Below are 20,492 nucleotides of genomic sequence, written 5' to 3' on the forward strand. Positions count from 1 at the left end.
AGTAGGTGCAGCGAAGCAAACCGTAGCCGCTGCGCCCGGATCGATCCCGCAGCGAAGGGACCCGAGCCTGCGAGGGCCGAACGCAGGAGCAAGCGTTTTTTTGCTTACTTTTTTTAGGCGTTTGCAAAAAAAAGTGAGTCGCCGTAAGGGCGAAACCTTAAGTAGCCGTTACCGCAGCAACGGATATATACCCAGAACAAAAAACCAGCGCCTGACAGAAAGCCATCGCCAGCAGGCTGGCTCCCACAGTTCCAACCGAGTACATCAACAAGAGCCTGGTCGGCCCAGAGGCCGCCACGCTCCCAAAAAAATCACAACAAAAAAACACCGAGCCAACAAATTTTCCACATCTTTTCTTTCATGATTCGTCGCGCTGATACGTCTAGTCCAGAGACAACGAAAAAAACCCATTCCCGATCAGGCCCTGAAAAGGAGTAAGCGCATGTACAACTCGCAACTACCAACGGACGGTAGCCAGGCCCCCAAAGGAATCTCCATGAGCCCAAACGCGAGCGAATTCGGCCAACGCGGCGAGCGACACGGCAACGAACGCATCCGGTTGCTGTTGAAAAGCTTCGGCCTGCGCACCAGCCTTATCCGTCTGAAAGTCATCGACGCCCTGCTGGTCGCAGCACAACACGAGCGCAGACTGGGCGTGCGCGGTGTCCACAGCCAATTGCTGGACCTGGATATTCCGCTGTCCTTTCTCAGTGTGCGCGAAGTGCTCAAACGCCTGTGCAGCGAAGGGGTGATCGTCTTCAATGAAGACAAGAGCTACAGCCTGCATCCACAGGCTGCGTCGGTTCTCAAGCACGATTGAAGTGAGCGGCGATCGCCGTCAAGGCTTGACCTTGCGGCGCATCACGCCATTGATCACCACGACGACCACCGCTACAGCGATCGCGACAAACTGGAAGGTCTTCTCGGTAATCGTCCCGGCGTTCTGCAGCCACGACAGGCCGAGCATGATCGCCAGGACCGACAAGGCGATCACAATCGAATAAATCAAGCGTTGCTTCTGAGTCATTGCAGCTTCCTGAAACTTTTAAAATGTATCGAATTTGTATCCGCTTGCATGCCATGCACATACCGATCGATTGCAATGCATTAGCTGTAACCGGGGTCTCATGTTACAGCCGCGCAGGCGTTTTGGCTTGCTGGCGGTGTTACCTCTGAGGATTTTTCAAATGCGGCATCGTATCACCTGGCTGATCCCCGTCCTGGCCCTGCTCACCCTGAGTGGCTGCATCATCTTCCCCCACGGGCATGGCGACTCGATTGCAGTCTGTTGGAACAGCTACGCCAACTGCCGCGGCAATGGATGATTTCGATCAGACTCAGGCTCGCCAGCGATTTTGCCAGCGCCACCGAGAGCCTGGCGGCGATGGGTTTCATTTTCACCGGGATTGCCCCGAATGAACGTCCGCTCGAGCGTTGAGCGGGCCAGCGCAGGCGCTTTCTATGCCTTGGCTTTGACGCCCTGATCGACCGGCTTGGCGACGTTGCCTTCGCCGTAAGTCTTGAGGTTCTGCAAGACGTAAATGGCTTTCTTGAATTCAGGAATCAGGTTTTTACCGTAAGCATTGCCATTCAGACCGTTGGTCTGGATTGCATCGAGTTGGGTGGCAAAATATTCCAGCGCATTGAATTTGACGTCGACGTCCTTGGTCACGCCGAAACGGTCGAACTTGTCGCCCGCGTTCATCAAGGTGAAGGAAGTGATTTCCGAGATCAGCCCGCGGCTGCGCAGCATCTCGCTCAGATTGCCCATTTGCTTGACCGAAACATTCGCCGGATCAAAGCCCTTGATGGCTTTGCGCAAGCCCTGCTTGTCCATCTCGGCGGTATTGATCGCGTTGGGATCGTTGCCGACCAGGGTGAGCATTTGCTGCACCTTGACGCTCTGGGCCACTTGTTTCTTGGCGCCGGTGTCGCGAACCATCACCCCTGCCTTGCTTTCCCAGCCGCCGACAATACCGATTGTCATGAAATGTCTCCCTGCGAAATGACCATGAAATGTCCGTTGAAGATGTTCAATGGGCGCGAGTATCGGCGGGCGTACTGATGGCACCAACCTCTTTCTGCACTTTTTTACAATTCTCGTACATTCACGATACAAAAGCCAAAATCCGCACAAGCCCTGTGCCAGAGCGGTCATCACATTGTCATGTCGAGGGGATTTTCGCACCGACCCAATGGCTGATCCGCCTCCCTGTATCCAGCTTGATACCAACCAGTCATCGGCGTCGCGATTATTAGCACGCGTGTACCTAAAGCTTCGCCCGAGAACGACGATACGCTTTCGATAGCCGCACCTTTGCGTCCCCGCCCCCAAACAAGAAACGCTGCTCAAGGACCGGTCTCCATGCCCGCATTCCGCACCATTCAGGCTCGCTATACGCTGTTTCTGGTTCTGTTCATCCTGCTGCTGTCAGTGTTGACGGTGGTCGGCATCAGCCAACTGGTCGCCCCGAAACTGCGCGAAACCGAAGAACAGGTGGTGCTCAACCGTATCGCCGAAGTCGCCGAGCAGATACAGGGCGAACTGAACAAGGTGCAGGCGCAACAACGTAGCATCACCCAGACCATTCCGTTGCTCGACAGCGCTGCCATCGATACCGTGCTGCCGGGACTTGTCGATCAGTACGGCGAGTTGAAGGTGTTTGGTGGCGGGATCTGGCCGCTGCCGGGCCAGCGCGAAGCCGGGCGCAACAAGTTCAGTACGTTCTGGCACCGCGACGCCTCGGGCAAGCTCGCCGTCAACACGTTCTGGAACAGCGACGCCGCCCCCAACTATTACGACCAGAGCTGGCACAAGGGCGGCATGGCCACACCCCGCGGCCAGTGCGCCTGGGCGGCGGCCTATAAAGATGATGCCAGCGCCGAGCCACGCACCAACTGCGCCATGGCGATCCAGAAAAACGGCAGCGCCTGGGGCGTATCGACCATCGACGTGACCCTGGGCTTCTTCAACGATCTGGTGGCGCGCAAGGAAAAAGACCTCAACGCCGAAATGCTCATTGTTGAAGCTGACGGCAAGATCATCAGTAACAGTTCGCGCATCAGCGGGCCGATCGTGCTGAAGAACATCAGCGAACTGGCCGCGACCTCGACCTTCGCCGCTCAGGTGAAAGCCGGCCTGCAGAACCGCGATCAGGCACAGCGCAGCGAATTCGATAACAACGGTGAAGACAGCACCTTCTTCATGCGCCCGATCGAAGGTACGCCGTGGTTCCTCGCCACCGCCCTGCCGACGAAAATGCTTACCGCCCAGCGTGACGACGTGCTCAGCACCTTGAGCATGCTGCAGATTCCGCTGGTGATCCTGTTGGTACTGTTGCAGATCTATGCGATTCGCCAGTTGGTGCAGCGCATGAAAGCCTTGAAAGCCAATATCGACCTGCTCTCCAGCGGTGATGCCGACCTGACACGACGCATCACCATTCGCGCTGAGGACGAACTCGGTGCCATTGGTCATTCGGTCAACACGTTTATCGCCTACCTGCAAAACATGATCAGCGAAGTGACCCAGGCCACCGGCGCCATGGCCTCCAGCCTCGACGACCTGCAACGCACCTCGGCGCACACCGGGCAGATCCTGCTGCGCCACGCCTCGGAAACCGATCAGACCGTCACCGCCATCACCGAAATGAGTTCGACCGCCGAAAGCGTGGCGCAGAACGCTGCCGAAACCGCGGCGTTCACTCAACGCGCCAACGAGAACGCCGATCGCTCGCGTGTGGTGGTCGGCGAAGCCACCAACAGCGTGGTCGCGCTGATCGACGAAGTGGCGAGTGCCACGCACAAGGTTGAAAACATGCAGCAGGACGCCCAGCGCATCACCGAAATTCTCGGCGTGATCGGCGCGATTGCCGGGCAGACCAACCTGCTCGCACTCAACGCCGCCATCGAAGCCGCACGTGCCGGTGAGCAGGGTCGCGGTTTTGCTGTAGTGGCCGACGAGGTACGCGCCCTCGCCGCTCGTACCCAGGCCAGTACGTCGGAAATCAACGAAATGCTGACGCGCCTGACGCAGGGCGTGAGTTCGTCGGTCAGCGCCATGGAAAACACCCAGGCCAGTTGCCAGTCTGCTGCTGACGCCACGGCACGGGTCAACTCGGGCCTGGACGAAATGGCCGGCTCGGTCAGCCATATCAACAGCCTCAGCACCCAGATCGCCACGGCTGCCGAACAGCAAAGCGCCGTCACCGAGGAGATCAACCGCAGCATGGTGCAGATTCGTCACATGGTCGACGAACTGGTGCAGAGCGGCCAGACCAGCGAACTCAACACCCGCCAGTTGCTGGAAGCCAACAGCCGGGTCAGCGCGATCATGGGGCGGTTCAAGGTCCGCTGATCTTCCAGACCTGGGCGCTCACATCACTTGAAACACGACCTGTAGGAGTGAGCCTGCTCGCGATAGGGCAATGTCAGCAAACACACATTGCCTGACACACCGCCATCGCGAGCAGGCTCACTCCTACAGGGTTTTGCCTGTGTGTTTTGCAACAACCGGAAACACTGCGTTGATGCTGAATAGCGAAAACCGGGCAAAATGCGTTCTTTCCGATCGCTACCCGAGCCGAGAACCGTCATGCGAACTCACCTGCATCTGCTCGCCCTGAGCGCCCTGTTCATTTCCTCTCTCGCCCAGGCCGCCGACCTGATCCCGATCGAAGTCCACCGCGACGCCAACTGCGGTTGCTGCAAAAAATGGATCAGCCACCTCGAAGCCAACGGTTTCAAGGTCGACGATCACGTCGAAAGCGACATGAGCAGCTTCAAGCAACAGCACGGCGTGCCGCACCGTCTGGCTTCGTGCCACACCGCAATCATCAACGGCAAGTTCGTCGAAGGTCACGTCCCGTCTGAACAGGTGCTGGCCCTGAGCAAGCGCGACGACCTGCTCGGTATGGCTGCGCCGGGCATGCCGATGGGTTCGCCGGGCATGGAAATGGACGGCATGAGCGATGCCTGGCAAGTGATCGGCCTGACAAAGGACGGCGCTGATGTCGTCGTGGCGGATTACCCGGCACATTGATCGGCGCCGCTTACGCCGGGCTGTTCCTTGCTGCGTTCGGCGCCGCAACGCTGCTGCCCCTGCAATCGGAAGCGCTGCTGGTCGGTTTGATCATCAGCGAGCATTACTGGCTGTGGGGACTGCTCGCCGTGGCGACGCTGGGCAATGTGCTGGGGTCGCTGGTCAACTGGTGGCTGGGACGAGGGCTTGAACGCTTTCAGGACCGGCGCTGGTTTCCGGTCAGTCCGCAGCACATGGCCAAAGCCCAAAAGCACTATCAGCGCTTCGGTCACTGGTCGCTGCTGTTCAGTTGGCTGCCCGTTGTCGGCGATCCGCTGACGTTGATCGCCGGGGTCATGCGCGAACCGCTCGGGCGCTTCCTGCTGATCGTCACCCTCGCCAAAGGTGCCCGTTACGGCGTGCTGGCCATGCTGACGCTGGGCTGGCTCGGTTGAACCATTGGCCACGATCATTGCCTGTTTTTAACGTCGCCATAATCTGGCCGTTCGAGCATCGGCCCATTTCAAACGGAGTTTGACCTTATGCCTGTCTCGTTTTCCCGCTGGCTGCCCGGCCTGCTTCTTTGCGCTGCCCTGCCCTTGTCCGCTCAGGCTGCCACACCCGCCGCAGCCGAAGGCCCGGCCTACGGCCCCGAGCTGCAAGGCTTCGATTACCCCTACACGCTGAAACACTTCGCCTTTGAATCCCAGGGCAAATCGCTGCAGATGGGTTACATGGACGTCGCCGCCAACGGCAAGGCCAACGGGCGCACCGTGGTGCTGATGCACGGCAAGAATTTCTGCGCGGCGACCTGGGACAGTTCGATCAAGGCGTTGAGCGAGGCCGGTTACCGGGTGATTGCGCCAGATCAGATCGGCTTCTGTACCTCCAGCAAACCCGATCACTACCAATACACCTTCCAGCAACTGGCGACCAACACGCAGCAGTTACTCAAAGCGTTGGGTATCCAGAAAGCCACGCTGCTTGGCCACTCTACCGGCGGCATGCTCGCTACCCGTTATGCCTTGCAGTACCCCGAGCAGGTCGAACAGCTGGCGATGGTCAATCCGATCGGCCTGGAAGACTGGAAAGCCCTCGGCGTGCCCTATCGCACCATTGATCAGTGGTATCAGCGCGAACTGAAAGTCAGCGCCCAGGGCATTCGCGACTATGAACGCACCACCTATTACGACGGCCGCTGGAAGCCGGAATTCGACCGTTGGGTCGACATGCTCGCCGGGCTGAGCAAAGGCCCGGGCAAGACCCAGGTCGCGTGGAACTCGGCGCTGATCTACGACATGATCTTCACCCAGCCGGTGTATTACGAGTTCAAGGATCTGAAGATGCCGACGCTGTTGCTGATCGGTACCTCAGACACCACCGCGATCGGCAAGGACATCGCACCGCCCGAAGTCAAAGCGAAGATCGGCCACTACGACGTGCTCGGCAAACAAGTCGCCAAACTGATCCCGCAATCGACACTGGTGGAGTTTCCCGGCATGGGCCATGCACCGCAAATGGAAGAGCCGGCGCAGTTCCACAAGGCCCTGCTCGGCTGGCTGAACACATCCAATCCCGTTCGTTGATGAGGTAAGGCTGATGGCGGTGCAGATTGCAGTGATCGACGACTGGCAGGACGTGGCCCGCGACGTGGTCGACTGGTCAGTCCTCGAGAGCATCGGTGAATTGACCTTCGTGCATGACTACCCGGCGGACAACGCCACCCTGGCCGAACGTCTGGGCCGCTATCAGGTGATTTGCGTGATGCGTGAGCGCACGCGTTTCGACGAGGACCTGCTCAAGCGCCTGCCGGCGCTCAAGCTGCTGGTCACCGGCGGCATGCGCAACGCAGCGCTCGATATGCCGGCGGCAGCGAAACTCGGGATCAAGGTCTGCGGCACCGACAGTTACAAGCACGCCGCGCCCGAGTTGACCTGGGCGCTGATCATGGCCGCCACGCGCAATCTGCTCAGCGAAGCCAACGCTTTGCGCAACGGCCAGTGGCAGCAAGGGCTGGGCGGCGATCTGCATGGCAAGACTTTGGGCATTCTCGGTCTGGGCAGCATCGGCCAGCGCGTGGCGCAGTTCGGTCAGGTGTTTGGCATGCGGGTGATTGCCTGGAGCGAAAACCTCACTGCCGAGCGCGCCGCACAGGCCGGAGTGACTTACGTCAGCAAGCAGCAGCTGTTCGAGCAGGCCGATGTGCTGTCGGTGCACCTGGTGCTCAGCGAGCGCAGCCGCGGCCTGGTCGACACGCAGGCGCTGGGCTGGATGAAACCGACTGCGTTGCTGGTCAACACCGCGCGCGGGCCGATCGTCGACGAAGCGGCCCTGATCAAGGCTTTGCAGAAACAGCACATTGCCGGGGCAGCGCTGGATGTCTTCGACGAGGAACCGCTGCCGGCGCTGCACCCGTTTCGCACACTCGATAACGTGCTGGCGACGCCGCATGTGGGCTATGTCAGTCGGCAGAACTATGCGCAGTTCTTTACGCAGATGATCGAGGATATTCAGGCCTGGGCTGCGGGGGAGCCGATTCGCCTGCTTAATTGAATCCATCGCAAATCAAGCGGTGTAGCGGCAATCGCTATCGCGAGCAGGCTCACTCCTACATTTTGGAATGCGTACCTTGTAGGAGTGAGCCTGCTCGCGATAGCGTCCTGATAGCCACTACCAACCCCCGCACCACAACAGTGCAACCGCCCTCCCCGCTAGCACAAAATCGTGACCGCCCGGTCACCGTTTTGGCCCTCCGTCGCCGAAAAACCTGCCCTTCGTCGGTGCGTTTGCTCCGATCCAGCAATATTTTCTTACGCACAAACCGATTGTCGAACAATTTACCCATTTGCTCTGGCCCGCTCTAGGATCTGGCCTAGACTCATTTTCGCAGGGTGAAACCGCCCGGTCACATCGTCGAAAAAAAGTCGAAACTTTTGCATCCAGCGTCGGGTCATCAAGAAGACAGAGCCAAAACGACTGGTGCAATCCTTGCAATGGCTTCACCACCCATTCTGCTTGCGCGTGTTGGGTAGCGTTTGCTCACCGATGCGTGGCGCGTTTGCGCCCGGTCACAGGACGTGGCTCTGAACTTCGTTTGTACGAGACAAGAACAGATCAACACTACGGGAGATACATATGATCAGTGCGGCATTGGATATTCAGGGAGAGCGTGCTCACCAGGTGATTGGCGACTCGAGCACCGTCAGCGTTCCCGGCAGCCGATCGATCAACGTTCCCGGCACCAGGACGCTGACTCCGGTCGCGAGCAAGAACCCCAACAAGAAAAAAGTCCTGTTCGTCACCTCGGAAATCGCCGATCTGGTGAAGACCGGTGGCCTGGGCGACGTTTCCGCCGCCCTGCCGCGCGCCATGGCACATTTGCATGATGTGCGCGTGCTGATTCCCGGTTATCCGCAAGTGATGCACAGCGAAAACCCGATTCACATCATCGGCGAACTCGGTGGCCATGCCGCGCTGCCACCGTGCAAGATCGGGCGCATGGACATGCCCGACGGTCTGGTGATTTACGTGTTGATCTGTCCCGAACTGTACGAGCGTGAAGGTGGCCCTTATGGCGCCAACAACGGCCGCGACTGGCCAGACAACCATATTCGTTTCGCCCGCCTGGGGCTGGCCGCTGCCGATATCGCCGCCAACCTCGCGCAGATTCACTGGTGCCCGGACCTCGTCCACGCCCACGACTGGCCAGCAGGCCTCGCCCCGGCCTACATGCACTGGCGCGGGCAGCGTACGCCGACGCTGTTCACCATTCATAACCTCGCGTATCAGGGCGTGACCAGCCTCGGTTCCTGCCCGGAGCTGGGTATTCCCGCCCACGCCCTGCAGCAGGAAGGCATGGAATTCTACGGCAAGATGTCGTTCCTCAAGGCCGGCATGGCCTATTCCAGCCACATCACCACGGTCAGCGCCACCTACGCGCAGGAAATCACCACCCCGGATTTCGGCTGCGGCCTCGACGGTTTCCTCGCCGCCAAGACCCAGCAAGGCTTGCTCAGTGGCATCCCTAACGGCATTGATGAAAGCTGGGATTCGGCCACTGACCCGCACCTGTTCTCGCCATTCGCCATCGGCGACTGGGAAGGCAAAGCGGTCAACGCCGCCCATGTTCGCGAGCTGTTCGGCCTCAACGACTCGACCGGCCCGCTGTTCGCCGTGGTCTCGCGTCTGGTCTATCAGAAAGGTCTGGACCTGACTGAAGCGGTCTCCGAATTCATCGTGCAGAACGGTGGCCAGATCGCAATCATCGGCCGTGGCGAGCCGGAAGAAGAACAGGCCATGCGTGAGCTGGCGTTGCGCTTCCCCGGGCAGATCGGCGTACGCATCGGCTTCAACGAGACTGACGCGCGGCGCATGTTCGCTGGCAGCGATTTCCTGTTGATGCCTTCGCGTTACGAGCCTTGCGGCCTGAGCCAGATGTACGCGCAGCGCTTCGGTTCGTTACCGGTGGCGCGCAATACCGGCGGTCTGGCCGACACCATTGAGAACGGCGTGACCGGCTTCCTCTTCGATGAATCCACCGTCGACAGCTACAAGGAAGCCCTGAGCCGGGCGTTCAAGGTCTTTGCCTTCCCCGAGCTGCTCAATGCCATGCGTTGCCGGGCCATGGCGGCGCCATTCAACTGGAGCAAAGCGGTCGAACCGTACGCCGAACTCTACGAAAAACTGGTGGCCAAGGCATTGGGTAAAGCCAGCCACAAATAATCAGGGAGGTTTCAAAGATGCCGTCAAGGACCCAAGAAACCTGGCCCCACGGCGCGATCGTGCTGGACGCCGAACACACGCAATTTGCTCTGTGGGCTCCCGATGCGTTTTACGTCAGTGTTGAACTGGCCGATGGTCAATCGCTGCCCATGCTGCCGCAGGGTGATGGATGGTTTGTGATCAAGGCCCGCTGTCCAGCGGGCAGTCGCTACCGCTACTGTATCGATGGCGAACTGGAGGTGCCGGACCCGGCGTCCAGGGCGCAGGATGGCGACCTCGACCGCCACAGCGTGGTAGTCGACCCGCACGCTTACACCTGGCGACATAGCGCCTGGAAGGGTCGGCCGTGGAACGAAGCGGTGATCTACGAGCTGCACGTCGGTGCGCTCGGTGGCTTTGCCGAAGTCGAGCAGCATCTGGCCCGGCTCACCGCACTGGGTATCACCGCCATTGAATTGATGCCGCTGGCGCAATTTCCCGGTGATCGCAACTGGGGTTACGACGGCGTCCTGCCCTACGCCCCGCAAGCCTCTTACGGCACGCCGGAACAACTCAAACATCTGATCGACACCGCCCACGGCCATGGTCTGGCGGTGATTCTCGACGTGGTCTACAACCACTTCGGCCCCGACGGCAATTATCTGCACCGCTACGCGAAAAGCTTCTTCCGTGAGGACAAGCACACACCGTGGGGCGCGGCGATCGATTTCCGCCGCAGCGAAGTGCGCGAATTCTTCATCGAAAACGCACTGATGTGGGTGCTCGAATATCGCTTCGACGGCCTGCGTCTGGATGCCGTGCACGCCATTGGCGACTCTGATTTCCTGCGCGAAATGGCCCAACGGGTGCGACAACAGATCGATCCGGCCCGTCACGTCTGGCTGACCGTCGAAAACGAGCTGAATCAGGCCAGCCTGCTGGAGCACGATTACGACGCGCAGTGGAACGACGATGGCCACAACGCCTTGCACGTGCTGCTGACTGGCGAAACCGACGCCTATTACGCTGACTACGCCGAGCAACCGACTGAGCAACTGGTGCGCTGCCTGAGTCAGGGTTTTGTTTTCCAGGGCCACGTCAACCGTCATGGCGAACGGCGCGGCGAGCCGAGCGAGCATTTGCCGTCCACGGCATTCGTATTGTTTCTGCAGAACCATGACCAGATCGGCAATCGCGCGTTTGGCGAGCGTCTGCATCAACTCGCCGACCCACGCGCATTACAGGCAGCGACCGTGCTGTTGCTGCTGTCACCGATGGTTCCACTGATGTTCATGGGCGACGAGTTCGCCGCCGAGCAACCGTTTCTGTTTTTCACCAGTCATCACGGTGAACTGGCCGAACTGGTACGCGAGGGCCGGCGCAATGAGTTCGCCGCGTTCAGCGCCTTTGCCGATCCACATAAACGCGAGACGATCCCCGATCCGAATGCCGAAGCAACCTTCCACGCCTCCAAACCACGGCAAGAAAACGGCAATGAACGCCAACAGCGAACCCTCGAGCTGTACCGCGAGCTGTTGCACCTGCGCCATCAGCACATCACTCCCCACTTGCCCGGTACGCAAACGCTGGGCGCGCAGAAACTCGGTCACGCCGCGGTGAGCGCGCGCTGGCGGCTGGGCGATGGCAGCGAGCTGCGAATTGACCTGAACCTCAGCGACACGCCAGTGGTCAACCCTCCACACACCGATGCCGTCTGGCTGTTTCAGCAGCCTGCCGGTGTCACCCCGGATTCGGGCGAACTGCCCGCGTATTGCGCGCTTGTCAGCCTCACGGCCGCAACCCCTTTGCTACCTCTGGATGGAGAGCGCCTATGAGCGATGCGCAACTGGAAATACTCGCCAGCCGAGCCGGCCTCGCCGTCGACTGGATCGACGCCAACGGGCGTCAGCAAAAAGTCGCTCCTGCGGTACTACGCAACGTCTTGATCGGCCTCGGCCACCCCGCCAGCACGGCGCAGGAAATCGATGCCAGCCTGCTGGAATTGCAAGCGGCGCAGCAGGACCACCATCTGCCGCCGCTGTTGACCTGCGATGTCGGCACACCGGTGGACCTGACGCGCTATTTCGCCCCGGAAACGCCTTGTGAAATCCACCTCGAAGACGGCTCACGGCTGGATTTGAAGCTTGATTCGCAAGCAATGTTGCCCGGCCTGATCCCGGTCGGTTATCAGCAAGTGCATATCGGCGATCAATATTTCACCCTGGCGGTGGCACCGGAACGCTGCTTCAGTGTCGCCGACGCGGTGGACAATCCGATCCCCCGCGCATGGGGCCTGAGCGCGCAATTGTATGCCTTGCGCCGTCCCGGCGACGGCGGCTTCGGCGACACCCTCGCCCTTGAAGAACTGGTGCGCGTGGCCGGTGAGCGCGGCGCCGACGCCGTGGCGATCAGCCCGATGCACGCGATGTTCAGCGCCGACACCAGCCGCTACAGCCCGTATTCGCCTTCGAGCCGGCTGTTCCTCAATTCACTGTATGCCGCGCCCGGGGCGATCCTCGGTGAGCGGGCATTGCGCGATGCGATCGACGCTACCGGTCTGGCCAACCAGTTCGCGCAGCTTGAAGACTTGACCCTGATCGACTGGCCGGCCGCGGCGGAGGCCAAGCAGAAATTGCTGCAAGCCTTGTACGACGGTTTTGTCGCCGGTGATCACCCGCTCCACCCGGACTTCGCCAGTTTCCGCCACAGCGGCGGCGAAGCGCTGGAGAATCATTGCCGGTTCGAAGCGATCCAGGAAATGCGCGCCGCCCGCGGCGAAAGCCTCGACTGGCGCGAATGGCCGGAGCACTGGCGCGACCCGCGCGGCGCGGCGCTGGAAGCTTTCGCCGAGGAATACGCCGAGCGCATTGGCTACTTTGCCTTTTGCCAATGGCTGATCCACCGCTGCCTGGAACGCGCACAGACCGCTGCGCGCAGCGCCGGCATGAGCATCGGCTTGATCGCTGATCTCGCCGTAGGTGCCGATGGCGCCGGCAGCCAGGCCTGGAGTTTTCAGGATGAGTTGCTGGCCTCGCTGACGGTTGGCGCACCGCCGGACATTCTTAATCGTTCCGGTCAGGGCTGGGGCATCTCCGCGTTTTCGCCTGAAGGTCTGGTGCGCAACGGCTTTCGCGCCTTCATCGACATGCTGCGGGCCAATTTCGCCCACGCCGGTGGCTTGCGCATCGATCACGTCATGGGCCTGCAACGCCTGTGGGTGATCCCCAACGGCGCCGATCCCGCCGATGGCGCGTACCTCTATTACCCGTTCGACGACATGCTGCGTTTGCTGACACTGGAGTCCCACCGTCACCAGGCCATCGTGCTTGGCGAGGATCTGGGCACGGTGCCCGAAGGCCTGCGCGAAAAACTTGCCGCGCGCTCGATGCTGGGCATGCGCGTGCTGCTGTTCGAGCAGGACAATACGCACTTCAAGCCGATTCTCGACTGGCCGGATAACGCGCTGGCGACCACCAGCACTCACGACCTGCCCACGCTCAACGGTTGGTGGCACGGTCGGGATATCGACTGGAACGCGCGCCTTGGGCTGGTCGACGCCAACGGCGAAATCGACTGGCGCCATCACCGCCAGCGTGAGCGCGAAGGCCTGCGCAACGCGTTGAGCCAGGACCCGCAAAACTTCCGCGAGGAATCCCACGAGGCCGATCAAGTGGTCGATGCCAGTGTGCGGTTCCTCGGCCACACCCGTGCGCCGCTGGTGCTTTTGCCGCTCGAAGATGCCCTCGGCATCAACGAGCAGGCGAATCTGCCGGGCACCACGGACACCCACCCGAACTGGTCGCGGCGCTTGCCGGGCACCAGCGAAACGCTGCTCGACACCGACGATGCCGCGCGACGCCTGGAATTGCTCGCCTGTGCCCGACTCCAGGCTGCCGAGCGTGACCAATGAACCAAACGCTTATCCAGCCGCTGCGCGCGACCCTGCGGCTGCAATTTCATAAAGGCTTTACCCTCGAACAAGCGGTGCCACTGGTGCCGTACTTCGCCAGCCTCGGTATCAGCCATGTCTACGCCTCGCCACTGCTCGCGGCGCGCGCCGGCTCGATGCACGGTTACGACGTGGTCGACCCGACCCAGGTGAACCCGGAACTGGGCGGCGAAGCGGCGCTGCGGCGTCTGGTCAGCACCCTGCGCGAGCACAACATGGGGCTGATCCTCGACATCGTCTCCAACCACATGGCCGTGGGTGGCAGCGACAACCCGTGGTGGCTCGACCTGCTCGAATGGGGCCGACTGAGCCCCTACGGCGAATTCTTCGACATTCAGTGGCATTCCCCGGACCCGCTGATGGAAGGCCAGTTGTTGCTGCCGTTCCTTGGCAGCGATTACGGTGTAGCGTTGCAGGAAGGCACGCTGAAGCTGCAATTCAACGCGCAGACCGGCGGTTTCCATGTCGAGCATTACGACCACCACTTCCCGATCTGCCCGAACGATTACGGCGAATTGCTCAAGGGCGATGAAGCGCTGAAGTCCCTGGCCGATCGTTTCAGTGCGCTGAGCTATCAGACCGATGCGCATTCGCTGTCGATTCCGTTGAAGCAGGAACTGCAACAACTGGCCAGCGATCCGCAGATCCTTGACTCAATCCAGCGCAATCTGCAGCACTACGATTCGACCACAGCAGAAGGCTTCGACAAGCTGCACCAGTTGCTCGAACGCCAGAGCTATCGCCTCGCCAGTTGGCGCACCGCAGCGGATGACATCAACTGGCGGCGCTTTTTCGACATCAACGAACTCGGTGGTTTGCGCGTCGAACGCCCGGCGGTGTTCGAAGCCACCCACGGCAAGATCTTCCAGTTGATCGAAGAAGGCTTGGTCGACGGCCTGCGCATCGACCACATCGATGGCCTCGCCGACCCAAGGGGTTACTGCCGCAAACTGCGTCGGCGTCTCGACAGTCTTGCGCCGGGGCGGCACTTGCCGATCTACGTCGAGAAAATTCTCGGCGCCGGCGAAACCCTGCGCCGCGACTGGGCGGTGGACGGCACCACCGGTTACGAATTCATGAATCAGCTGTCGCTGTTGCAGCACGATCCGGACGGTGAACATGTCCTCGGTGAGCTGTGGCAGCGCCGCACCGAACGCCCCGCCGCGTTTATCGAAGAAGCGCAACTGGCGCGTCAGCAGATTCTCAACGGCTCGCTGGCCAGCGATTGCGAAAGCGTCGCCCAGGCGTTGCTGCAAGTGGCCCGCGATGACCTGATGACCCGTGACCTGACGCTCGGCGCGATCCGCCGGGTGTTGCAGGCGCTGATCGTGCATTTTCCGGTGTATCGCACCTATGTCAGCGCCATGGGCCGCTCTGAGCAGGACGAGGTGTTCTTCCAGAAAGCCATGGACGGGGCCCGGCAAACCCTCAGCGAAGCCGACTGGCCGGTGCTCGAGTGTGTCGCTGGCTGGCTCGGTGGCACGCCGTGGCGACGCAAGCCGCGCGGGCGCTCACGCAAGATTCTCAAGCACGCCTGCGTACGTTTCCAGCAACTGACCTCGCCCGCCGCCGCCAAAGCCGTGGAAGACACCGCGCTGTATCGCTCGGCCGTGCTGCTGTCGCGCAACGATGTTGGCTACGACACCGAACAGTTCAGCGCGCCGTTGAGCGACTTCCATGCCGTCAACCAACGGCGACTGAGCGAATTCCCGAATAACTTGCTGGCCACTGCGACCCACGACCACAAACGTGGCGAGGACACCCGGGCACGGCTGGCCGTGCTCAGTGAACGCAGCCATTGGTACGCCGAGCAGGTCGAATTGTGGCGCGCCCTCGCGCGCCCGGTGCGCAGTGACGAGCAGATGCCGTCGAATGGCGACGAACTGATCCTCTATCAAGCCTTGCTCGGCAGTTGGCCGCTGGACCTGCGCGATGACGATCAGGCCGGTTTCGCCGACTACGCCAAGCGCATCTGGCAGTGGCAACAAAAAGCCTTGCGCGAGGCCAAGCTGCAAAGCAGTTGGAGCGCGCCGAACGAAGCGTACGAAAACGCAGCGAAGGCGTTCACCGAAAAACTCCTGACCAGCGCTGAAGGCGAACTGTTGCGCGCAGCGTTGAGCAAAACCGTCAACAGCATCGCCGCCGCCGGCGCCCTCAATGGTCTGGCGCAAACCTTGCTGCGCATGACCGTGCCGGGGGTGCCGGATCTGTATCAGGGCAACGAGTTCTGGGACTTCAGCCTGGTCGATCCGGACAATCGCCGGCCCGTGGATTACCCCGCGCGCGCGCAGGCTTTGCAAGCGCAAACGTCGGCCGCCGAGTTGTTGGCCAACTGGCGCGACGGGCGCATCAAGCAGGCGTTGATCGCCGAGGTGCTGAACCTGCGTGCCGAGCATGCCGAGCTGTTCCGTCGGGGCAGCTATCAGGCCCTGGAAGTCCTTGGCAGCCAGGCGCATAACGTCCTCGCGTTCGCTCGCGAACACGAGGGCAAACAGGCCGTCGTGATCGTGCCGGTGCGTTGCGCCAACCTGCTGGAAAACAGTGCCATGCCACAAGTGGATGCGCTGCGCTGGGGCGATACGCGAGTGGTTTTACCATTCGCCGCCTCTGACACAAACCTGAAGGGACTTTTTGCCAGCGCAGCAGTCACAAAGCACAGGGAGCTGAATGTCAGCGACGCGCTGGGGGATGTCCCGGTCAATCTCTTTATCCAACACTTAACGTAAGCAAGAGTTCAGTTCAGGAGTATTGCGATGAGCACCGACGATAAACGCATTCGCGAATTCGCCTATCAGATATGGGAATCGGAGGGTAAACCCGAAGGCCATGAGGAGCGCCACTGGGAGATGGCGCGCAAGTTGGCCGAGGCTGAAGCACTGGCGCCGAAGAAGCCACCAAAGGCCACGGGTAGCAAAACCGCCGGCAAGACCGCGACCAGCAAGGCGACTGAGGGTAAAGCGGTAAACGGCAAGACCACGCCGGCGGCTAAAGCCAAACCGGCAGCGAAGGCCAAGCCGGCCAGCACCCCGAAAGTGGTGCCGCCGGGCGAAAAAACCGCCGAGAAAAAACCGCGCGCACCGAGAAAACCTCCGGCGATCTGACGCCACCCGATTATTGAACTGAACGAACCTGTGGCGAGCTTGCTCGCCATCGAGGGCCCACTCGCCCTCAAGAAACACACATCCCCTTGTAGGAGTGAGCCTGCTCGCGATAGCGGTGTACCCATTGACACATTGGCTGGTTGACACACCGCCATCGCGAGCAGGCTCACTCCTACAGGGTTTTGCATCAGCCCAGAATTCGTTTTTTGCAGGAGCAATCATGACCCGTCCAAAAAAAGCCGAGCCCGTCGCGCACGCCGAGCCGTCCAGAATCCGTGAAGGCCTGCCCTTCCCGCTCGGTGCGACCTGGGATGGTCTGGGGGTAAACTTTGCTCTGTTTTCCGCCAATGCCACCAAGGTTGAGCTGTGCATCTTCGACGATGCCGGTGAAGTCGAACTCGAGCGCATCGAATTGCCCGAGTACACCGACGAGATCTACCACGGCTACTTGCCGGATGCGCACCCGGGCCTGATCTATGGCTACCGTGTTTATGGCCCATACGATCCAGCCAACGGTCACCGTTTCAACCACAACAAATTGCTCATCGACCCGTACGCCAAGCAGTTGGTGGGCGAATTGAAATGGTCGGAAGCGCTGTTCGGCTACACCATCGGCCATCCGGACGCCGACCTCAGTTTCGATGAACGCGACAGTGCGCCGTTCGTGCCCAAGTGCAAGGTCATCGACCCGGCGCACACCTGGGGTAACGACCACCGCGTCAGCGTGCCATGGGACAAGACGATCATTTATGAAACCCACGTGCGCGGCATCAGCATGCGTCACCCCTCCGTGCCGGAAAACGTACGCGGGACCTTTGCCGGCCTGATGGTCGATGATGTGCTGGAACACGTTCGCAAGCTCGGCGTGTCGACGGTTGAATTGTTGCCGATCCATGCCTTCGTCAATGACCAGCATTTGCTGCAAAAAGGCATGACCAACTACTGGGGCTACAACAGCATCGCCTTCTTCGCCCCGGACCCGCGCTACCTGGCCAGCGGCAAGATTGCCGAGTTCAAGGAAATGGTCGCGCACCTGCACGATGCCAATCTCGAAGTGATCCTCGATGTGGTCTACAACCACACCGCCGAGGGCAACGAGCAAGGCCCGACCCTGTCGATGCGCGGGATCGACAACGCCTCGTACTACCGCCTGATGCCCGACGACAAGCGCTACTACATCAACGATTCCGGGACCGGCAACACCCTCGACCTGAGCCATCCATGCGTGCTGCAAATGGTCACCGACTCGTTGCGCTACTGGGCCAGCGAGATGCACGTCGACGGTTTCCGCTTCGATCTGGCGACCATTCTCGGGCGTTATCACGACGGTTTCGACGAGCGTCACAGCTTCCTCGTCGCCTGCCGTCAGGACCCGGTGCTGCGCCAGGTGAAAATGATTGCCGAGCCGTGGGATTGCGGTCCCGGTGGTTATCAGGTGGGCAACTTCCCGCCGGGCTGGGTCGAGTGGAACGACAAGTTCCGCGACACCGTTCGCGCGTTCTGGAAAGGTGACGACGGCCAGCTCGCCGACTTCGCCAGCCGCATGACCGCGTCGGGAGAAATGTTCAATCAACGCGGGCGCCGGCCTTACGCTTCGGTGAACTTCGTCACCGCGCACGACGGTTTCACCCTCAACGATCTGGTCTCGTACAACGACAAGCACAACGAAGCCAACGACGAAAACAATCAGGACGGCAGCAACAACAACCTGTCCTGGAATCACGGCGTCGAAGGCCCGACCGACGATGCGGAAATCAACGCCCTGCGCCACCGGCAGATGCGCAATTTCTTCGCCACGTTGCTGCTGGCCCAAGGCACGCCGATGATCGTCGCCGGCGATGAGTTCGCCCGCACCCAGGACGGCAACAACAATGCCTATTGCCAGGACAGCGAGATCGGCTGGGTCAACTGGGACCTGAGCGAGGACGGCAAGGCCCTGCTGAAGTTCGTCAAGCGCCTGATCAAGCTGCGTCTGGCCTACCCGATCCTGCGCCGTGGGCGGTTCCTGGTCGGCGAGTACAACGAGGACATCGGCGTCAAGGACGTCACCTGGCTGGCGCCGGACGCCACCGAGATGACCACCGAGCACTGGCATGACGCACACAACCGCTGCCTGGGCATGCTGCTTGATGGTCGCGCGCAGGAGACCGGGATTCGCCGCAAGGGTGGCGATGCGACGCTGTTGCTGGTGGTCAACGCGCACCACGACATCGTCAACTTCGTCTTGCCGGAAGTACCGGATGGCGGCTTCTGGACGTGCATGGTCGATACCAATCAACCGGCGATTCGCGGCCAGGAACGCTTCGAATTCGGCCACGAATACTCGGTGACCGGGCGCTCGTTGCTGCTGTTCGAACTGCAACGCGACGAAGAAGAGTGATATGGACCTGCAAAGCTATCTGGCCCGACGTGCGCCGGATTACGTTGCCACCGCCGCCCTTGGCCAATGCCTGCGGGCAATGGTCGAGGCTGGACTGGATCGCCTGCCGCTGCCCGGCAGCGGTCACACGCTGGAGCGTTTTCAGCGTCTGGCGGCGGTCGGCGGGCATGATCTGGGGCTGTGCAAGCTATATGAGGGGCACACCGACGCGCTGGCCATCATCGAACAACTGGGGGGCACCCCGACACCCGGCAGCACCTGGGGCATGTGGGCGGCAGAGCCGCCGCAGGCACGCGTCAGGGTCAGCCCGGCCGGGCACATGGTCAATCTCAATGGGCGCAAGGCCTGGTGTTCCGGCGCGGCGGTGCTCAGCCATGCCCTGCTCACGGCATGGGACGCGGACGATCAGCAGCAACTGGTTGCGGTGGCCCTCGACCAACCCGGCGTGACCATCACCGAGCACGGCTGGCAAGCCGTGGGCATGGGTGCCACCGGCAGCGTCGAGGTGGTGTTCGAGAACGCCGAAGCCCAGGCCATCGGCGATCCCGGCGACTACCTGCAACGGCCGGGTTTCTGGCAAGGCGGGATCGGCATTGCGGCGTGCTGGTACGGCGCGGCGCGGCAGATCGGCGAGCGCTTGCGCCAACACTGTGCCGAACGCGATGAACCGCACGCACTGGCGCACCTCGGTGCGGTCGACAGCGCCTTGCAGGCCGCCGCCGATGTGCTGCGCTTCAGCGCTTTGCAAATCGACGCCCAGCCCGAAGCCGACGCTGAACTGCTGGCGCGGCGTGCGCGGGCGGTGGTCGAACAGTCCGCCGAACAGGTCTTGCGTGACACCGGCCGAGCGCTCGGTGCCGGACCGTTTTGTCAGGATCGCCGTTTTGCCCATCTGGTGGCCGACCTGCCGGTGTTCCTGCGTCAGAGTCATGCCGAGCGCGATCTTGCCGCGCTCGGGCAAAGGGTCGCGCAGCAGCCCGGCGAGGTCTGGGCACTATGAAAGCCAACCCGATTGTCGGCCAGGGCACCTCGCTGCATCAGTGGCAAAATTCGCGGCGCCTGGCGGAGTTGCCGGTGATTGATGTGCTTGGTCTGGTGCCGCCCGGCGCACGAGCCGTCATTGTCGCGCCGCATCCGGATGATGAAGTGCTCGGGTGCGGCGGGCTGATGCAACTGCTCGCCGCCGCCGGACGGCCGATGCAACTGATCTCGGTCACCGACGGCAGCGCCAGCCACCCCGGCTCGACGCTCTGGCCGGTTGAACGTCTGAGCGTAGTGCGCCCGCAGGAGTCCGCCGAAGCCTTGCGCCGTCTCGGTTTGCCGATGCACAGCCTGAAATGG

At 61.3% G+C, this 20,492-nt stretch carries 16 protein-coding genes and 2 pseudogenes; 16 read left to right on the forward strand and 2 right to left on the reverse strand.

Going from position 1 to position 20,492, the window contains the following annotated elements:
• Positions 1-442: 442 nt before the first annotated feature.
• Positions 443-820 carry a fe2+ zn2+ uptake regulation protein gene (locus ACYYKW_RS24440; RefSeq protein WP_090283701.1) on the forward strand — a complete coding sequence of 126 codons (378 nt, stop codon included), beginning with the start codon at positions 443-445 and terminating at the stop codon, positions 818-820.
• An 18-nt stretch (positions 821-838) separates the two neighbouring features.
• Here ACYYKW_RS24440 and ACYYKW_RS24445 read toward each other — a convergent pair whose 3' ends face one another.
• The gene (locus ACYYKW_RS24445; RefSeq protein WP_093101340.1) at positions 839-1,027 is read right to left on the reverse strand and encodes a hypothetical protein; all 189 of its coding nucleotides are present in this window, start codon (positions 1,025-1,027) and stop codon (positions 839-841) included.
• 160 nt (positions 1,028-1,187) lie between these two features.
• Between ACYYKW_RS24445 and ACYYKW_RS24450 the strand changes: the two genes are divergently transcribed.
• On the forward strand, positions 1,188-1,325 hold the full coding sequence (locus ACYYKW_RS24450; RefSeq protein ID WP_172833272.1) for a hypothetical protein: 138 nt from the start codon (positions 1,188-1,190) through the stop codon (positions 1,323-1,325).
• Positions 1,326-1,459: 134 nt separating this feature from the next.
• Here the strand turns inward: ACYYKW_RS24450 and ACYYKW_RS24455 are convergent, their stop codons facing one another.
• On the reverse strand, positions 1,460-1,987 hold the full coding sequence (locus ACYYKW_RS24455; RefSeq protein WP_090283705.1) for a hypothetical protein: 528 nt from the start codon (positions 1,985-1,987) through the stop codon (positions 1,460-1,462).
• A gap of 378 nt (positions 1,988-2,365) precedes the next feature.
• Here ACYYKW_RS24455 and ACYYKW_RS24460 point away from each other — a divergent pair.
• From ACYYKW_RS24460 to ACYYKW_RS24525, 14 genes and pseudogenes are all read left to right on the forward strand, one after another.
• Positions 2,366-3,496, forward strand: a pseudogene (locus tag ACYYKW_RS24460) (HAMP domain-containing protein); the annotation flags it as partial.
• A gap of 333 nt (positions 3,497-3,829) precedes the next feature.
• Positions 3,830-4,357 (forward strand): annotated as a pseudogene (locus tag ACYYKW_RS24465) (methyl-accepting chemotaxis protein); the annotation flags it as partial.
• 237 nt (positions 4,358-4,594) lie between these two features.
• Positions 4,595-5,041 (forward strand): DUF411 domain-containing protein, encoded by a 447-nt coding sequence (locus ACYYKW_RS24470; protein WP_464991392.1) that lies wholly within the window; start codon positions 4,595-4,597, stop codon positions 5,039-5,041.
• Positions 5,041-5,475, forward strand: coding sequence for a YqaA family protein (locus ACYYKW_RS24475; RefSeq protein ID WP_464991401.1), 435 nt, complete (start codon positions 5,041-5,043; stop codon positions 5,473-5,475). Before ACYYKW_RS24470 ends, ACYYKW_RS24475 begins: the two co-directional genes overlap by 1 nt.
• A gap of 87 nt (positions 5,476-5,562) precedes the next feature.
• Positions 5,563-6,606: an alpha/beta fold hydrolase gene (locus tag ACYYKW_RS24480; RefSeq protein WP_464991393.1), complete on the forward strand. Its 1,044-nt coding sequence runs from the start codon at positions 5,563-5,565 to the stop codon at positions 6,604-6,606.
• A gap of 13 nt (positions 6,607-6,619) precedes the next feature.
• Positions 6,620-7,573, forward strand: a complete 954-nt coding sequence (locus tag ACYYKW_RS24485) for a D-2-hydroxyacid dehydrogenase family protein (RefSeq protein ID WP_464991394.1) — start codon at positions 6,620-6,622, stop codon at positions 7,571-7,573.
• A 582-nt stretch (positions 7,574-8,155) separates the two neighbouring features.
• Positions 8,156-9,742, forward strand: coding sequence for a glycogen synthase GlgA (gene glgA, locus ACYYKW_RS24490; RefSeq protein WP_464991395.1), 1,587 nt, complete (start codon positions 8,156-8,158; stop codon positions 9,740-9,742).
• Between the two features lie 17 nt (positions 9,743-9,759).
• Positions 9,760-11,556: a malto-oligosyltrehalose trehalohydrolase gene (gene treZ, locus ACYYKW_RS24495; RefSeq protein ID WP_464991396.1), complete on the forward strand. Its 1,797-nt coding sequence runs from the start codon at positions 9,760-9,762 to the stop codon at positions 11,554-11,556.
• Positions 11,553-13,631 (forward strand): 4-alpha-glucanotransferase, encoded by a 2,079-nt coding sequence (gene malQ / locus ACYYKW_RS24500; RefSeq protein ID WP_464991397.1) that lies wholly within the window; start codon positions 11,553-11,555, stop codon positions 13,629-13,631. The genes treZ and malQ overlap by 4 nt, the downstream gene beginning before the upstream one ends.
• Positions 13,628-16,396 carry a malto-oligosyltrehalose synthase gene (locus ACYYKW_RS24505; protein WP_464991398.1) on the forward strand — a complete coding sequence of 923 codons (2,769 nt, stop codon included), beginning with the start codon at positions 13,628-13,630 and terminating at the stop codon, positions 16,394-16,396. The genes malQ and ACYYKW_RS24505 overlap by 4 nt, the downstream gene beginning before the upstream one ends.
• Before the next feature lie 27 nt (positions 16,397-16,423).
• A complete protein-coding gene (locus ACYYKW_RS24510; RefSeq protein ID WP_093101322.1) occupies positions 16,424-16,771 on the forward strand; it encodes a DUF2934 domain-containing protein in 348 nt (115 codons plus the stop codon).
• A 220-nt stretch (positions 16,772-16,991) separates the two neighbouring features.
• Positions 16,992-19,151 (forward strand): glycogen debranching protein GlgX, encoded by a 2,160-nt coding sequence (glgX, locus tag ACYYKW_RS24515; RefSeq protein WP_464991399.1) that lies wholly within the window; start codon positions 16,992-16,994, stop codon positions 19,149-19,151.
• Position 19,152: 1 nt separating this feature from the next.
• Complete coding sequence (locus ACYYKW_RS24520) at positions 19,153-20,151, forward strand: acyl-CoA dehydrogenase family protein (protein ID WP_336355700.1); 999 nt, start codon at positions 19,153-19,155, stop codon at positions 20,149-20,151.
• The coding region (locus ACYYKW_RS24525) for a PIG-L deacetylase family protein (RefSeq protein WP_464991400.1) at positions 20,148-20,492 on the forward strand (345 nt) is incomplete at its 3' end. The genes ACYYKW_RS24520 and ACYYKW_RS24525, both read left to right, overlap by 4 nt.

The sequence above is a fragment of the Pseudomonas sp. 15C genome (assembly GCF_055484735.1).

What these genes read in the sequence shown, in the direction of transcription:
- ACYYKW_RS24440 (WP_090283701.1), top strand. Translation starts at nt 443, where the DNA reads ATGTACAACTCGCAACTACCAACGGACGGTAGCCAGGCCCCCAAAGGA.
- ACYYKW_RS24445 (WP_093101340.1), bottom strand. Translation starts at nt 1,027, where the DNA reads ATGACTCAGAAGCAACGCTTGATTTATTCGATTGTGATCGCCTTGTCG.
- ACYYKW_RS24450 (WP_172833272.1), top strand. Translation starts at nt 1,188, where the DNA reads ATGCGGCATCGTATCACCTGGCTGATCCCCGTCCTGGCCCTGCTCACC.
- ACYYKW_RS24455 (WP_090283705.1), bottom strand. Translation starts at nt 1,987, where the DNA reads ATGACAATCGGTATTGTCGGCGGCTGGGAAAGCAAGGCAGGGGTGATG.
- ACYYKW_RS24470 (WP_464991392.1), top strand. Translation starts at nt 4,595, where the DNA reads ATGCGAACTCACCTGCATCTGCTCGCCCTGAGCGCCCTGTTCATTTCC.
- ACYYKW_RS24480 (WP_464991393.1), top strand. Translation starts at nt 5,563, where the DNA reads ATGCCTGTCTCGTTTTCCCGCTGGCTGCCCGGCCTGCTTCTTTGCGCT.
- ACYYKW_RS24485 (WP_464991394.1), top strand. Translation starts at nt 6,620, where the DNA reads ATGGCGGTGCAGATTGCAGTGATCGACGACTGGCAGGACGTGGCCCGC.
- glgA (WP_464991395.1), top strand. Translation starts at nt 8,156, where the DNA reads ATGATCAGTGCGGCATTGGATATTCAGGGAGAGCGTGCTCACCAGGTG.
- treZ (WP_464991396.1), top strand. Translation starts at nt 9,760, where the DNA reads ATGCCGTCAAGGACCCAAGAAACCTGGCCCCACGGCGCGATCGTGCTG.
- malQ (WP_464991397.1), top strand. Translation starts at nt 11,553, where the DNA reads ATGAGCGATGCGCAACTGGAAATACTCGCCAGCCGAGCCGGCCTCGCC.
- ACYYKW_RS24505 (WP_464991398.1), top strand. Translation starts at nt 13,628, where the DNA reads ATGAACCAAACGCTTATCCAGCCGCTGCGCGCGACCCTGCGGCTGCAA.
- ACYYKW_RS24510 (WP_093101322.1), top strand. Translation starts at nt 16,424, where the DNA reads ATGAGCACCGACGATAAACGCATTCGCGAATTCGCCTATCAGATATGG.
- glgX (WP_464991399.1), top strand. Translation starts at nt 16,992, where the DNA reads ATGACCCGTCCAAAAAAAGCCGAGCCCGTCGCGCACGCCGAGCCGTCC.
- ACYYKW_RS24520 (WP_336355700.1), top strand. Translation starts at nt 19,153, where the DNA reads ATGGACCTGCAAAGCTATCTGGCCCGACGTGCGCCGGATTACGTTGCC.